The organism is Ewingella sp. AOP9-I1-14 (genome assembly GCF_052375995.1).
Classification (GTDB): Bacteria; Pseudomonadota; Gammaproteobacteria; order Enterobacterales; family Enterobacteriaceae; genus Ewingella; species Ewingella allii.
Genome location: NZ_JBQSVA010000009.1, coordinates 1 through 14610, shown reverse-complemented (window position 1 = coordinate 14610; position 14610 = coordinate 1). Strand labels below are relative to the sequence as shown.

Sequence of the window (14610 nt, the reverse complement as noted above, 5' to 3'; positions counted from 1 at the left end):
GTACGTTGAAGTTGCCACCCAGGCGGCAACCTAAAATTACGCGGGATAAATAAAAGCTGTTTAGGCCACACGCCAGTTCCACTAGGGTTGTTGTTTACAAATAAATGCCAACTAATTGGTTATTCGTTCCACGACGATAATGAGAATTTCGGGAGAACTAGTATGTCCGCTGAACACGTTTTGACGATGCTGAATGAGCATGAAGTGAAATTCGTAGATTTACGTTTCACTGATACCAAAGGCAAAGAGCAGCACGTCACCATTCCATCTCACCAAGTGAGCGCTGACTTCTTCGAAGAAGGCAAAATGTTTGATGGTTCTTCAATCGGTGGCTGGAAAGGTATTAACGAATCTGACATGGTTCTGATGCCAGATGCCAGCACTGCTGTTCTTGACCCATTCTACGAAGAAACCACGCTGATCATTCGTTGCGACATCCTTGAGCCAACTACGCTGCAAGGTTATGACCGTGACCCACGCTCTACTGCAAAACGTGCAGAAGACTTCCTGCGCTCTTCAGGCATCGCGGACACCGTTCTGTTCGGACCTGAGCCAGAGTTCTTCCTGTTTGACGATGTGCGCTTCGGCAGCAGCATCTCCGGTTCCCACGTTGCTATCGACGATATCGAGGGCGCATGGAACTCCAGCACCAAATACGAAGGCGGCAACAAAGGCCACCGTCCAGCGGTGAAAGGCGGTTACTTCCCAGTGCCTCCAGTTGACTCCTCTCAGGACCTGCGTTCTACCATGTGTTTGACCATGGAAGAAATGGGTCTGGTTGTTGAAGCTCACCACCACGAAGTGGCAACAGCTGGTCAGAACGAAGTGGCAACCCGCTTCAACACCATGACCAAAAAAGCTGACGAAATCCAAATCTACAAATACGTGGTTCACAACGTGGCTCACGCATTTGGCAAAACTGCGACCTTTATGCCAAAACCAATGTTTGGCGATAACGGTTCAGGTATGCACTGCCACATGTCTCTGTCTAAGAACGGTAACAACCTGTTCTCTGGCGACAAATACGGCGGCCTGTCTGAAATGGCACTGTTCTACATCGGCGGTATCATCAAGCACGCGAAAGCGATCAACGCCTACGCTAACCCGACTACCAACTCCTACAAGCGTTTGGTCCCGGGCTACGAAGCGCCAGTTATGCTGGCTTACTCTGCGCGTAACCGTTCTGCATCTATCCGTATTCCACACGTATCTAGCCCTAAAGCAGTACGTATCGAAGCTCGCTTCCCAGATCCAGCGGCTAACCCATACCTGGCTTTCGCCGCTCTGCTGATGGCTGGCCTGGATGGCGTTATCAACAAGATCCACCCTGGCGATGCGATGGACAAAAACCTGTACGACTTGCCACCGGAAGAAGAAGCAGAGATTCCAAAAGTTGCAGGTTCTCTGGAAGAAGCCCTGAATGCGCTGAACGAAGACCGTGAGTTCCTGACTCGTGGCGGCGTGTTTACTGACGATGCTATCGACGCTTATATCGCTCTGCGTAAAGAAGAGATGGATCGTGTTCGCATGACTCCACACCCAGTTGAGTTCGAACTGTACTACAGCGTTTAATCGCTACTGAGCGCCGGGCAACTGGCGCTCAAGAAACACCCGACTGAAGGCCAGCAGTGTGAAGACCTTCAGCGTCTTAAAATAAGTAAGACATTTTTTTGTTGCCGTGGAAACTTTCAGCCCATCTTCGGATGGGCTTTTTTCTCCACACTCTTTCCTGCTTAACCAATCTGACCCGTGAATCTGCCGGGTAGCCGGATAAAATGCACCACGACGGTGCGGGAGACAGCGGTATGGCAACTGGTAAGCTGCCTGATTCGGGGCAGATTTTGAATTCTCTAATCAATAGCGTTCTGCTATTGGATGACGAACTGGCTGTGCATTATGCCAACCCTGCCGCACAACAATTGTTGGCGCAAAGCTCCCGGAAACTGTTTGGCACGCCGCTGCCGGAACTGGTGGGCTATTTTTCACTCAATATTGAGTTGATGCGCGAAAACTTACAGGCAGGTCAAGGATTTACAGACAGTGAAGTGACGTTAGTGGTTGATGGTCGGGCACACGTCCTGTCCTTGACGGCGCAGGCTTTGCCAGAAGGTTTTATTCTGGTCGAACTGGCCCCGATGGACAATCAGCGTCGCCTGAGCCAAGAGCAGCTGCAACACGCCCAACAAGTGGCCGCCCGTGATTTGATTCGCGGATTGGCGCACGAGATTAAAAACCCGCTGGGTGGATTACGCGGCGCGGCGCAGCTTTTATCACGCGCCCTGCCCGATCCCGCCCTGCTGGAATACACCAAAGTCATCATCGAGCAGGCAGACCGGCTGCGCAATCTGGTGGACCGACTGCTCGGCCCACAGCGCCCGAGCCAGCACGTAACTCAGAGTATCCATCAGGTGGCTGAGCGCGTTTGCCAGCTGGTCTCGATGGAAAAGCCGGACAATGTTGAGCTAATACGTGATTACGATCCGAGCCTGCCCGAGCTGGCGCACGATCCTGATCAAATAGAACAAATTCTGCTGAACATTACCCGCAACGCCTTGCAGGCTCTGGGTGAGGAAGGCGGAACCATAACATTGCGCACACGCACCGCCTTCCAGATAACCCTGCATGGCGTGCGTTACCGCTTAGCCGCCCGTATCGATATCGAAGATACCGGTCCCGGCGTGCCGGCGCATTTGCAGGATACACTTTTTTACCCAATGGTCAGTGGCCGCGAGGGGGGAACAGGACTGGGCCTGTCTATCGCGCGCAGTTTGATTGACCAGCATTCGGGTAAAGTTGAATTTAACAGTTGGCCAGGACATACCGAATTCTCGGTTTACCTGCCTATTCGCCAGTGAGGTTCTTATGCAACGAGGGATAGTCTGGATCGTCGATGACGATAGCTCCATCCGCTGGGTTCTTGAACGAGCGCTCACTGGGGCGGGCTTAAGTTGCACCGCTTTTGACAGCGGCAATGATGTGCTCGAAGCCATCGCCACCCAAACCCCTGACGTGTTGTTGTCCGATATTCGCATGCCCGGCATGGACGGTTTAGCGCTGCTAAAGCAGATTAAGCAGCGCCACCCGATGCTCCCGGTCATCATAATGACAGCGCATTCTGATTTGGATGCGGCGGTTAGTGCATATCAACAGGGTGCCTTCGACTACCTGCCAAAACCTTTTGATATTGATGAAGCCGTGGCCTTGGTCGAGCGCGCTATCAGCCACTATCAGGAGCAGCAGCAGCCACCGCGCAGCCAGCCTGCCAGCGGCCCAACCGCAGATATCATCGGCGAAGCCCCTGCCATGCAGGACGTGTTTCGCATCATTGGTCGCCTTTCACGCTCCTCCATTAGCGTGCTGATCAACGGTGAGTCTGGTACCGGTAAAGAGCTGGTGGCGCACGCTTTGCATCGCCACAGCCCGCGCGCCAAAGCGCCGTTTATCGCGCTGAATATGGCGGCTATTCCGAAAGACCTGATTGAGTCCGAACTTTTCGGCCATGAAAAAGGCGCGTTTACCGGCGCAAACACCATTCGTCAGGGGCGTTTTGAGCAAGCCGACAACGGCACGCTGTTCCTCGATGAAATCGGTGACATGCCGCTCGATGTGCAAACTCGCCTGCTGCGCGTGTTGGCCGACGGCCAGTTTTACCGCGTAGGTGGCTACGCGCCGGTTAAGGTCGATGTGCGCATTATTGCCGCGACGCACCAAAACCTTGAGCTGCGCGTGCAGGAGGGCAAATTCCGTGAAGACCTGTTCCACCGTCTGAACGTGATTCGCGTCCATCTTCCGCCACTGCGCGAGCGCCGTGAGGATATTCCACGCCTGGCGCGCTACTTCCTGCAAGTGGCAGCCAAAGAGCTGGGTGTGGAGGCTAAAAACCTTCATCCTGAAACCGAAACTGCGCTGACTCGCCTGCCTTGGCCGGGGAACGTGCGCCAGTTGGAGAACACTTGCCGCTGGTTGACCGTAATGGCCGCCGGGCAAGAAGTGTTGATTCAGGACCTGCCGAGCGAACTGTTTGAAAGCTCCGCGCCGGAGTCTAGCGGGCAAAGCCTGCCGGACAGCTGGGCGACGCTGCTGGCACAGTGGGCGGACCGCGCGCTGCGTTCCGGTCATCAAAACCTGCTGTCGGAAGCTCAACCTGAAATGGAGCGCACGCTGCTAACCACCGCGCTGCGCCACACTCAGGGCCACAAACAGGAAGCCGCACGGCTGCTGGGCTGGGGGCGTAACACCCTGACCCGCAAGCTGAAAGAGCTGGGAATGGAGTAAAGCGGGCCGCAATAACCCGTTGCTCGCAGACAAAAACAGCCGCATTAGCGGCTGTTTTCATTTCGGCGGAACGCAGGTCAAATCACGCGAGAGAATTGCTGCTGGCGCACCTGTTTGCGCAAATAGATATCAAAACACATGCAAACGTTGCGGATTAACAGACGCCCGCGCGGCGTAACTTGAATGCCGGTTGGGCTGATGTCCACCAGCCCGTCTTTGGTTAACGGCTGCAGCAGCGTTAGGTCATCGGCAAAGTAGCTTGAAAAATCAATGCCATAACGCTGTTCGATTGGCTCGAAATCCAGCACGAAGTGGCAAATCAGCGACTTAATTACCTCGCGGCGCAGGCAGTCATCGTCGGTCATCTCTAAGCCGCGCCACAGCGCGTGGCCGTCGGTTGCGACGCGCCGATAATAGGTTTTTAAGTCTTTCTCATTTTGCGCGTAAGTATCGCCAAGCATGCTGATGGCCGAGACGCCAAGTCCTAGCAGGTCACTGTCGCCTTGGGTGGTGTACCCCTGGAAATTGCGGTGCAGTTTGCCTTGCTGCTGGGCGATAGCCAGCTCGTCGTCCGGGCGCGCAAAGTGGTCCATGCCGATAAAGCGATAACCCGAGTCGGTCAGCGAAGAGATGGTTTCTTGCAGAATGCGCAGTTTCTCTTCGGCACCCGGCAAATCCTCATCTTTGATTTTACGCTGGGCGGCAAACAGTTTGGGCATATGGGCATAGTTAAACACGCTGAGGCGGTCGGGGCTGAGTTCAGCCACGCGCTGCAAGGTGTAGGCGAAGCTCTCCGCCGTCTGCTTCGGCAAACCGTAGATCAGGTCGATATTGGTCGAATTGAATCCCAGCGCTTTAGCCCGGGCAATCAAGGCGAAAATAAAGTCTTCGTCCTGTTCGCGATTCACCAGTTGCTGAACTTCTTTATTGAAATCTTGCACGCCCATGCTCAGGCGATTAAAGCCTTCGGCGCGCAGGTGATCGAGCACGTCCAGCTCGATTTCACGCGGATCCAGCTCCAGCGACATCTCGGCGTCGGGCTGGAAGTCGAAATGACCCCGCAGAAGGCCCATCAAACGGCTTATCTGCGCTTTATCCAGATAAGTGGGCGTACCCCCTCCCCAATGCAGCTGACTCACCTGACGGCCTTTAAACAGCGCGGAGCGTTGACGAATCTCTTGCTCTAAGACATTGAGGTACTCTTCCGCTTTATGCTGCTGGCGAGTGACCAGCTTGTTGCAGCCGCAGAAATAGCAAAGCTTGTGGCAAAACGGGATGTGGACGTACAGGGAGAGTGAGCGATCGGGGTAGCGCTGGGCGGCGCGACGAAAAGCAGCGTCGTCGTAGGTTTCGCTGAATTCGAGAGCCGTGGGATAAGAGGTATAGCGCGGACCGGAATAGTTATATTTTTGGATCAGGGCCAAATCCCACACGGCGGTGGATGGCGATTCAGAAGCCGATGACGCAGCGCTGGTTGAGATCATGATGCTCACTCCTTGCGACGTCTGCTCCTGCGCGAACGCATAACGGGCAGGTGTTTAGCCTGCCGCATCGTGCTCGCATGACGCAAACGTGCTTTGGTTTTCGATAACCGGCGTAGTTTAACGAATAACCAAAGCATATAACATGCAAAGAGTAAGGCTATTGCCGTTGGGATGACCCAGCGCAATTTTTAGAAATCTTCTTTCGGATTCCCGCGCTTAAGCAGCTGCATCATGTCTTCTTTTTTCTCTTCTTCGTCAACTTCGTCGTCTTCATCGCCAAGTTCAATACCCAGCAACTCCATCAACACGTCGATACGGTCAAGAGTCTGATCAACATAAGACTGATCTTCTGCGCTCAGGGTTTCGCCGTCGTCCAGCTTATCCAGCAGGCTATCGAGGCGCGGATCGTTCTCCAGCAGCGTCAGCTCTTCTTCTGGCGGCAGCTGAGGTTTGGCTTCGGCCTGAGGTTTTGCGGTTTTCTTGGCTTTAGTCGCGTTATTGAAAACAGTTTCAACCACCAGCGGCACGGCTTTCTTGCTGCCAATGCGCGGGTCAGCCTTCTTGCCGCCTGCTGCATTCTGGTCTTTTGCTGCATCTGGGTTAGCCCGTGAACCCGCTTTACGGCCACGGCGTTTGTTATCACGCTTGCGTTGGCGCGCTTCGATATCGAGTTCAACGCGATTTTTTTTCTTCTTAGGTTTTGCTGTCGCGGTATTGGCGCTCGGCGCTTTCGCTGGCTGTTTCATGGCATCTGCTCTTAGGTGTGTTCAATTAGTATAGATTTGCGGCGGAATCTAGCAGAAAGCGAACAAAGAAAAAAGGCAGCAAGTAAGCCTTGCTGCCTTTTTATCTCCTTCCGAAGAAGGTTATTCTTACATTACGTTCCATGTTTGGTCTCAACGTCCCAATTTTTCCCTTACCTTTCAAAGCGTCCAGCTTTGTTCATCCATGATTGCGATGCAGTTCCTATGATCCATGAAGGCTGATTCATCCGTGCTTCCATTCTTTCCTTCATCGCGTAAGAATTACTTTACCCCACTCAGCTTAAGGCTCAAGATACGCAGCATATGAAGAGAGTGTGATTTCTTGGGTGTTCTGATATCTCACTGAATTTAAATATTTTTATAAATCACGGCGCGAAATAAAGCGTGATAGCCCGCATTTTGAATGGCAAATGTCTTACATCGTGAAGGAATATTTTCTACACCTTCATTTCTATGACCCCTTCTCATCATCATTCGGATCACAAAAACAGAAACGCATCCCGCCCCTGTTGCAGCTATAATCGCCAGCCAGATACCTAAGCATTTCGGAGAAGCACGTTTTGACCAGCCAAACTTACAACTATCATATGACCCATTTCGTCATGAGCGCCCCGGACATCCGGCATCTGCCAAGTGATGAAGGCATTGAAGTCGCATTTGCTGGTCGTTCAAACGCCGGCAAATCCAGTGCGCTTAATACCCTGACCCAGCAAAAAGCGCTGGCACGTATCAGTAAAACGCCGGGCCGTACTCAGCTGATTAACCTGTTTGAAGTGGAGCCGGGCATTCGTCTGGTCGACTTACCGGGCTATGGCTACGCGCAGGTTCCGGAAGAGATGAAGATCAAATGGCAGCGCTCTTTAGGTGAATACCTGCAGATGCGTAACTCCCTGAAGGGTCTGATCGTACTGATGGACATTCGCCACCCGCTGAAAGACCTCGACCGCCAAATGATTGAATGGGCTGTCGCGGTGGGCACGCCAGTTATGCTGCTGCTGACCAAGGCCGATAAACTGGCGTCCGGCGCGCGTCAGGCTCAGGTCAAAATGGTTCGCGAAGCCGTTAAAGAGTATATGGGCGATATTCAGGTCGAAGCTTTCTCTTCGCTGAAAAAGCAGGGCGTCGATAAACTGAGTCAAAAGCTGGACACCTGGTTCAGCGAGCTGCCGCCTGAAGTGCTGGAAGATGGCCTGTCTGGCGAGTAATGCTGTGTTAGAGATTTGCTAGAGATAGCGAAGAGAAAGGGTGGCCTGCGGGTCGCCCTTTTTTGTGGCGAAAAGCCGCGAAAAGGTCGCAAAAGCACAATAAAAAACGCCCCAGACATAAATGCCTGGGGCGGCTAAAATATTCAGCCAAATCCGATTACGTGAAGTAAAAGGTCTGAAAGATAGAACATCTTACCTCTGTACCCTACGAGCGAGACTTTACCCTATTTCTAAAAAAGGAAAAAGACTTTTTTGTAGTTTACTTACACAAAAATTGTATTTTATGCGATCACCCTCATGAAATGACCGCACTATTATGTAGCTTAATTACAGAATGAGATCAAAAGTTGCACTATTAGTGTGCTTCGTCCCAATTCTTACCGACGCCCACTTCAACCTTCAGCGGCACGGCCAGCTCCATACTTCCTTCCATCAGGCTGCGGACCTTCTCGCTAACGGCCTCAACATCGTCGTTGTGGACTTCAAATACCAATTCATCGTGCACCTGCATGATAATGCGCGCTCGTGGGGCATCGGGCTGCAGTAACCAATCGGCGACTTTGATCATCGCGCGTTTGATGATGTCAGCCGCGGTACCCTGCATTGGGGCGTTGATTGCTGCACGCTCGGCGCCTTTGCGACGCATCGCATTGCTGGATTTGATATCTGGCAGATACAGGCGACGACCATCGAGGGTTTCAACATAGCCCTTTTCGGAAGCCTGAGTGCGCGTGCGCTCCATATACTCAAGCACGCCCGGATAGCGTTCGAAGTACAAATCCATATAACGCTGGGACTCTTTACGCGGAATATTCAGCTGGCGAGACAGGCCGAACGCGCTCATGCCGTAAATCAGACCAAAGTTGATGGCCTTGGCGCTGCGACGCTGCTCGCCGGTAACGTTATCCAGCGGCGTGCCAAACACTTCTGCCGCCGTGGCTTTATGGATATCTTTGCCTTCGGCGAACGCTTTCAGCAGACCTTCATCCTTGGAAAGATGAGCCATGATGCGCAGCTCGATTTGCGAGTAGTCCGCTGCCACGATGCAGTGGTCTTTCGGCGCGATAAACGCCTGACGAATACGCCGCCCTTCCTCATTGCGCACCGGAATGTTTTGCAGATTTGGATCGCTCGAAGACAAGCGCCCGGTTGCCGTCACCGCCTGATGGTAAGAGGTGTGTACGCGGCCGGACTGCGGGTTAATCATCAGCGGCAGCTTGTCGGTATAGGTCGATTTGAGCTTGGCTAAGCCGCGATACTCGAGAATGACTTTCGGCAGTGGGTAGTCCAGCGCCAGTTCCGCCAGCACTTCTTCATTAGTCGAAGGCGCGCCGCCCGGCGTTTTTTTCAGAATAGGCAGTTTCTGTTTTTCATACAGAATGGCCTGTAGCTGCTTGGTGGAAGAGAGGTTAAATGGCTCCTCCGCCAGTTCGTGCGCTTTGGTTTCCAGCTCGGCCAGGCGAATTGTCAGCTCTTTGGAGTGAGCCGCCAGAATATTTTGGTCAATCAACACGCCCGTGCGCTCAATGTGCGACAACACCGGCACCAGTGGCATTTCAATCTCATTGAATACCGTGGTGAGCGTGGCGCTTTCCTGAATCTTTGGCCACAGGGCCTGATGCAGTTGCAACGTGACATCAGCATCTTCTGCGGCGTAAGGGGAAGCCTGCTCGAGTGCAATCTGGTTGAAGGTCAGCTGGTTCTTACCTTTACCGGCAATTTCTTCGAAGCTGACTGTCTTATGGCCTAAGTAGCGATCGGCCAGGCTGTCCATGTCATGGCGGCCGGATACGCTGTCCAGCACGTAAGACTCGAGCATGGTGTCGAAAGCGATGCCTTTCAGCTCGATGTCATAGCGCAACAGAATGCCGCGATCGAACTTCAGGTTCTGCCCCACTTTCAGCTGCTTTTCATCCTCAAGCAGAGGCTTGAGCTGGGCCAGTACTTCACTGCGGTCGAGCTGGGCTGGCGAATCAAGGTAGTCATGGGCCACCGGCAGGTAAGCGGCCTTGCCCGGCGCGACGGCAAATGACAGGCCAATCAGGTTGGCTGTCAGGGTATCCAGACCATCGGTTTCGGTATCAAAAGCAAAAACGTCGGAAGCTTTGAGATAGCCAATCCACTCATCCAAAGTCTCTTGATCCAGAATGGTGACATAGCCCTCTTGAGACAGCTGGGCGCGCTCCACCGGCTCGCCGACGGCAATCTCAATCTCTTCACCGCCCTTTTTTTTGCTGGCCGCGGGTTTAGCCGCGCCTTTCTTGCCAGACAGCCAAGTGCCGGCTTCCACATCGGCCAGCCAGCGTTTGAACTCATAGCGGGCGAACAGGCCTTGTAGCTCGGCGGCGTCAGGTTCGGCGACAGTCAGCTCGCCACAGGTGATGTCCAGCTCAACGTCAGTTTTGATGGTAGCCAGCTGGTAAGAGAGGTAAGCCACCTCTTTATTCTCACCCAATTTCGCACCCATGGTTTTAGCACCACGGAAGCTCAGCGTTGCGATTTTATCGAGATCGGCATACAGCGCATCCAGGCCGCCAATCCCCTGTAGCAATGCCTGCGCGGTCTTCTCGCCAACGCCTGGAACGCCGGGGATGTTGTCGGAAGAGTCTCCCATCAGTGCGAGGAAATCGATGATCAGCTCAGGTGGAACGCCATACTTCTCAACCACTTCGTCTGGGCCAAGAATCGCGTTATTCATGGTATTGATCAGGGTCACGCCCGGCGTCACCAGCTGCGCCATGTCTTTATCGCCGGTACTGATCAGCACGGCATGGCCAGCCTTTTCAGCTTCCAATGCCAAAGTGCCGATGACGTCATCGGCTTCAACCCCAGAGACAACCAGCAGCGGCAGGCCCATGGCTTTCACCATCTGGTGCAGTGGCTCGATTTGAGCCCGCAGGTCGTCCGGCATTGGAGGACGGTGCGATTTATATTGATCGAAAAGTTCGTCACGGAAGGTTTTGCCTTTCGCATCAAAAACGACGGCAACGTGGCTCGGAGTGTATTGCAGCAGCAGACTACGCAGCATGTTCAGCACGCCGTACATCGCACCGGTTGGCTCCCCGGCCGAGTTGGTCAGCGGAGGGAACGCGTGGTAGGCGCGGTAAAGGTAAGACGAACCGTCTACCAGGATAAGTGGGTTTTCTGCTATCTGGGCCATAACTCTTCTTTATTCGTGATCTGACATGCTCTAAGGATGCCATAGCTGAGGATAAAGGCGAACCTTGAGAGATAAATTGATAACAAACTTGCGAGGGATCTCGCGGGATCACCCTGTGGATAACTTTGTGAGTAAAATTCATATCAGGGAAATTATTATGAAATCGAGTGAGAGGGTATTAATTTTTAGCTACGGGTTTCATGCAGTTAAACCGTTTTAAATCTAAAAAAAGTTGTCATAGAAGTTTAACGGTTAATGTGGATATTATAATTCTCCATTATTAATATGCTGCGGTTTTATATTTCTATGGCATCTATTTAATGGGTAATGCCTGGATAAAAGAAATGCCAGCTTAATGCTGGCATTTCGATTTAGAAATTACTTCTGCTTCGCTAAGAAGTTAACAACATCAGAGAATTGCTTAGTGTAGATATCCATAGTGGTGGTATCCAGACCATCATTTTTGACCATGTATTTACCGTTCACGAATACAGATGGCACACCCTGCAGATTCAAATCTTGTGCTGCTTTCTCTTGCTGTACGACCAGAGATTTCACCACGAAGCTGTTCAGCGCCGCGTCATAATCTTCGCCTTTAACACCCGCCTCAATAAAGACTTTGCGAATATCATCAGCGTTTTGAACCGTCTGCTTTTTTTGCACCGCTTCAAACATCAGCGGGCTAACTTTATCTTCAACACCCAGCGCAATGGCCACAGCCCAAGCTTGGGTCAGCTGTTTGCCTAATGGGCCAAGGAATTCAGCATGATATTTAGCGTATTTAACCCCCTCTGGCAGGTTCTTACGAATATTGTCAGATACATGCCAAACTTGTTCGAACTGATAGCAGTGCGGGCAATAGAATGAGAAGAACTCAAGAACCTGAGGCTCACCGGCCGCTGGCTTATCAAGCGTTACGTACTGCGTGCCATTAGAAAATTGTGCAGCTGATGCGCTGAAGGCCATAACCATACCAATCAGTGCCAGGAATATCTTTTTCATATCAAACCTATCTCCATTTAATTAAATATTTAGCGTTTATTCACGACTCAGTACATTGGCATCAGCTGTAAAGGTGGCGCCTGTAATTTCTTAATCTGCTCGTTAAATACGGCAGACTGATTAAACCAAAAGTCTTCATCTTTCATCCAAGGGAAGCTCTTTGGAAAAGCAGGATCTTCCCAACGACGCGCAACCCATGCGAGATAATAGACCATCCTCATTGCTCGCAAAGGTTCGATGAGTGATAACTGACTGGCGTCGAAGTCAGCAAATTCGCTGTAAGCTTCAAGAAAGATATCCAGCTGTAGCCGCTGATCGCTTTGGTCTCCATGCAACAGCATCCACAAATCCTGCACTGCCGGGCCGTTTCTCGCATCATCCAAATCGACAAAAATCGGACCGTCACGCCAAAGGATATTTCCCGGATGACAATCGCCGTGCAGGCGCAGTGGCCTCCAATCCTGATGCCAATACTCACCAATGGTGGCGATCAGGCTGTCGGTCGTTGCAAGGAATGCCGCGCGCTGGCGTGCAGGAATTAAAGATGAGTTTTCGAGAGTAATGCGAGGTTGATTCAGATATTCATCCAACCCCATGGTTGGCCTGGACACAAACAGGCTTTCACTGCCTACCTGATGTATACGCCCAAGAAAACGCCCAACCCATTCTAATTGGTCGAGATTATCAATTTCATACTGACGCCCGCCAACGCTTGGGAACACCGTAAAGAGGAAGCCTTGGTAAGAATGGAGAGTCGTTCCCTGAATACTTAGGGGAGCAACTGCTGGAACTTCCGCATCGAGCATATCCTGCGAGAAAGCGTGCTCCTCAAGGATTTGTTCTTCACTCCAGCGTTCCGGCCGGTAAAACTTCACCACATAACGTTTTTTGTCTTCACCAAGAAACTGGTAGACGCGGTTTTCATAACTGTTTAATGCGGTGAGGCCAGATTCTGCCATTAATCCGACGCTTTCTAACGCATCGAGGATCAGATCTGGCGACAAGGCCTGGAAATTGAAAGCGGAATTGTTCATAACTTCATTCAGATAGGCCGTACGGAAAAATGACAATACGAAATAGTATCATCGATTTTTGGCGAGTCGCATGAAGTTCACATAAGTTTACATCAATCCTTAATAATTCCACGTGCACGTAAAATGGCGGTTTTGAAATCATCCTCATAATCTTTCTTGAGGCCCGGAATTTCTGCCGTGCTTTCGCTACCGCGCATTTTGAGGTGATATATCAACATATCATCGCTTAGCTCAGCGAGCGGCCCCTGATATCCACACTCGGTGGCCAGTTTCTGCAAAAATTGCAGCAAATTCATATCAGAATCGTTCTTCCATGCTGGATGAAGCAGTTCAATAAGCTCATTTAGGCGATGCTCTTTCATAATAATGTCCTTTTATTGGCAGTAGTCACACAAAATATCAGGCTTATTTCCTCAGGGGAAGGGAGAGTTAAAACAGCCGATTAAAACCTGATTCATCACAATGTTTGGCGTTACAATCGCAGGAAAGAGGGTCGAGAAGGGTGAAGAGAATGAGCACGGACGAGATAACGGGGGTCATTTTAGCTGGCGGGCGCTCGACGCGGATGGGGCAGGATAAAGGCACGATCCGAGCCGCAGGTAAGATGCTTTTTGAGCATATTGCCGAAAGGCTACGCCCGATGGTGGGTGATATCGTGATTAATTCGAACCAAAATCCACGGGTTTATGGTCAACACTTCACCGTGATTCCTGATATCACTCAAGATTATGCCGGCCCTCTTGCCGGGATGCTGGCAGGTTTAAAAGCTGTTAATACTCAATGGGCGCTGTTTGTCCCGTGCGATGTCCCATCGTTCCCACGTGACTTGGCCGAGCAATTTACTGCGCATAGCTGCCAACACTCTGCTGTCTATGCGCGAGACGTTTCAAGAGATCACCCCACACTGTGCTTGCTGGACAAAAGAATCATTCCTGAGCTGGAGAGCTATTTAGCAAAAGGTGAAAGAAAGGTCATGTTTTTCTTCAAGCAGATCAACGCGCTACCCGTGATATTCGATGATCCTAAGGCTTTCGCTAATCTAAATACTCCAGCAGATGTCGCCCTGTGGGAAAAGACATTAGGCCAGTTACCATGAATAAGTTATCTATCCCACTACTTGGCGTCGTGGCTTACAGCGGCACGGGTAAAACAACGCTTCTCAAGCAACTCATCCCTTATTTAAAGGCTAAAGGAGTGCGAGTCGGACTTATCAAACATACCCACCATGACGTAGATGTCGATACACCCGGCAAAGATAGTTTTGAGTTAAGGAAGGCGGGTGCCCATCAGACCATGGTTGCCAGCAGCCAGCGCTGGGCATTAATGACAGAAACGCCAGAGGCTGACTCCCTGGATCTTCACTATCTTGCCAGCCGTTTCGACAGCAACTCATTAGATTTGATCTTGGTTGAAGGCTTTAAGCATGAAGAGATAGATAAAATCGTCTTGTATCGGCAGGGCGCCACTAAAGCATTTGAAGGGCTGATAGACAACAATGCTATCGCGGTATGCAGCGATACACCACTCGACAACACTCTCCCATCCTTAGATATCAATAAGATAGAGGACGTTGGCCAGTTTGTGATCCACTGGCTTAACAATCGCGCGCGGTGATCACTAAGCCATAACGCAAGAAGCCCCCCGGCTCGCCAGAGCAGGGGGGCTTCTTTGTTTTGCACTTTGCCG

Annotated in this window: 13 protein-coding genes; 6 read left to right on the top strand and 7 right to left on the bottom strand. The window is 51.6% G+C overall.

Annotated elements, in window-relative coordinates:
• The first annotated feature begins 162 nt into the window (after positions 1-162).
• From glnA to glnG, 3 genes are all read left to right on the top strand, one after another.
• Entirely contained in the window at positions 163-1572 is a 1410-nt protein-coding gene (gene glnA, locus ACT3RT_RS19700) for a glutamate--ammonia ligase (RefSeq protein WP_034794466.1), read from the top strand.
• A 233-nt stretch (positions 1573-1805) separates the two neighbouring features.
• Positions 1806-2855 (top strand): nitrogen regulation protein NR(II), encoded by a 1050-nt coding sequence (glnL, locus tag ACT3RT_RS19695; RefSeq protein WP_034794669.1) that lies wholly within the window; start codon positions 1806-1808, stop codon positions 2853-2855.
• Positions 2856-2862: 7 nt separating this feature from the next.
• Positions 2863-4275 carry a nitrogen regulation protein NR(I) gene (gene glnG, locus ACT3RT_RS19690; RefSeq protein WP_034794464.1) on the top strand — a complete coding sequence of 471 codons (1413 nt, stop codon included), beginning with the start codon at positions 2863-2865 and terminating at the stop codon, positions 4273-4275.
• 77 nt (positions 4276-4352) lie between these two features.
• Here the strand turns inward: glnG and hemN are convergent, their stop codons facing one another.
• Positions 4353-5759 (bottom strand): oxygen-independent coproporphyrinogen III oxidase, encoded by a 1407-nt coding sequence (hemN, locus tag ACT3RT_RS19685; RefSeq protein WP_496203611.1) that lies wholly within the window; start codon positions 5757-5759, stop codon positions 4353-4355.
• Positions 5760-5947: 188 nt separating this feature from the next.
• Entirely contained in the window at positions 5948-6505 is a 558-nt protein-coding gene (gene yihI, locus ACT3RT_RS19680) for a Der GTPase-activating protein YihI (protein ID WP_353503798.1), read from the bottom strand.
• 578 nt (positions 6506-7083) lie between these two features.
• Between yihI and yihA the strand changes: the two genes are divergently transcribed.
• Entirely contained in the window at positions 7084-7728 is a 645-nt protein-coding gene (yihA, locus tag ACT3RT_RS19675) for a ribosome biogenesis GTP-binding protein YihA/YsxC (RefSeq protein ID WP_353503797.1), read from the top strand.
• 143 nt (positions 7729-7871) lie between these two features.
• On the opposite strand, the gene ACT3RT_RS19670 is transcribed toward yihA, so the two are convergent.
• From ACT3RT_RS19670 to ACT3RT_RS19650, 5 genes are all read right to left on the bottom strand, one after another.
• The gene (locus ACT3RT_RS19670; protein ID WP_071892919.1) at positions 7872-7919 is read right to left on the bottom strand and encodes a small protein SpfP; all 48 of its coding nucleotides are present in this window, start codon (positions 7917-7919) and stop codon (positions 7872-7874) included.
• 164 nt (positions 7920-8083) lie between these two features.
• The gene (gene polA, locus ACT3RT_RS19665; protein ID WP_496200926.1) at positions 8084-10888 is read right to left on the bottom strand and encodes a DNA polymerase I; all 2805 of its coding nucleotides are present in this window, start codon (positions 10886-10888) and stop codon (positions 8084-8086) included.
• A gap of 378 nt (positions 10889-11266) precedes the next feature.
• Complete coding sequence (gene dsbA / locus ACT3RT_RS19660; RefSeq protein WP_353503795.1) at positions 11267-11890, bottom strand: thiol:disulfide interchange protein DsbA; 624 nt, start codon at positions 11888-11890, stop codon at positions 11267-11269.
• A 47-nt stretch (positions 11891-11937) separates the two neighbouring features.
• Positions 11938-12924, bottom strand: a complete 987-nt coding sequence (locus ACT3RT_RS19655; RefSeq protein ID WP_496203610.1) for a serine/threonine protein kinase — start codon at positions 12922-12924, stop codon at positions 11938-11940.
• Positions 12925-13016: 92 nt separating this feature from the next.
• Positions 13017-13286, bottom strand: coding sequence for a YihD family protein (locus ACT3RT_RS19650; RefSeq protein ID WP_034794454.1), 270 nt, complete (start codon positions 13284-13286; stop codon positions 13017-13019).
• A 149-nt stretch (positions 13287-13435) separates the two neighbouring features.
• Between ACT3RT_RS19650 and mobA the strand changes: the two genes are divergently transcribed.
• On the top strand, positions 13436-14020 hold the full coding sequence (gene mobA / locus ACT3RT_RS19645) for a molybdenum cofactor guanylyltransferase MobA (RefSeq protein ID WP_353503793.1): 585 nt from the start codon (positions 13436-13438) through the stop codon (positions 14018-14020).
• Positions 14017-14538, top strand: coding sequence for a molybdopterin-guanine dinucleotide biosynthesis protein MobB (gene mobB / locus ACT3RT_RS19640; protein WP_496203609.1), 522 nt, complete (start codon positions 14017-14019; stop codon positions 14536-14538). Before mobA ends, mobB begins: the two co-directional genes overlap by 4 nt.
• The last annotated feature ends 72 nt before the right edge of the window (positions 14539-14610 follow it).

Excerpts from the sequence above, each read along its gene's own strand:
- glnA (WP_034794466.1), top strand. The coding sequence starts at position 163 with ATGTCCGCTGAACACGTTTTGACGATGCTGAATGAGCATGAAGTGAAA.
- glnL (WP_034794669.1), top strand. The coding sequence starts at position 1,806 with ATGGCAACTGGTAAGCTGCCTGATTCGGGGCAGATTTTGAATTCTCTA.
- glnG (WP_034794464.1), top strand. The coding sequence starts at position 2,863 with ATGCAACGAGGGATAGTCTGGATCGTCGATGACGATAGCTCCATCCGC.
- hemN (WP_496203611.1), bottom strand. The coding sequence starts at position 5,759 with ATGATCTCAACCAGCGCTGCGTCATCGGCTTCTGAATCGCCATCCACC.
- yihI (WP_353503798.1), bottom strand. The coding sequence starts at position 6,505 with ATGAAACAGCCAGCGAAAGCGCCGAGCGCCAATACCGCGACAGCAAAA.
- polA (WP_496200926.1), bottom strand. The coding sequence starts at position 10,888 with ATGGCCCAGATAGCAGAAAACCCACTTATCCTGGTAGACGGTTCGTCT.
- dsbA (WP_353503795.1), bottom strand. The coding sequence starts at position 11,890 with ATGAAAAAGATATTCCTGGCACTGATTGGTATGGTTATGGCCTTCAGC.
- ACT3RT_RS19655 (WP_496203610.1), bottom strand. The coding sequence starts at position 12,924 with ATGAACAATTCCGCTTTCAATTTCCAGGCCTTGTCGCCAGATCTGATC.
- ACT3RT_RS19650 (WP_034794454.1), bottom strand. The coding sequence starts at position 13,286 with ATGAAAGAGCATCGCCTAAATGAGCTTATTGAACTGCTTCATCCAGCA.
- mobA (WP_353503793.1), top strand. The coding sequence starts at position 13,436 with ATGAGCACGGACGAGATAACGGGGGTCATTTTAGCTGGCGGGCGCTCG.
- mobB (WP_496203609.1), top strand. The coding sequence starts at position 14,017 with ATGAATAAGTTATCTATCCCACTACTTGGCGTCGTGGCTTACAGCGGC.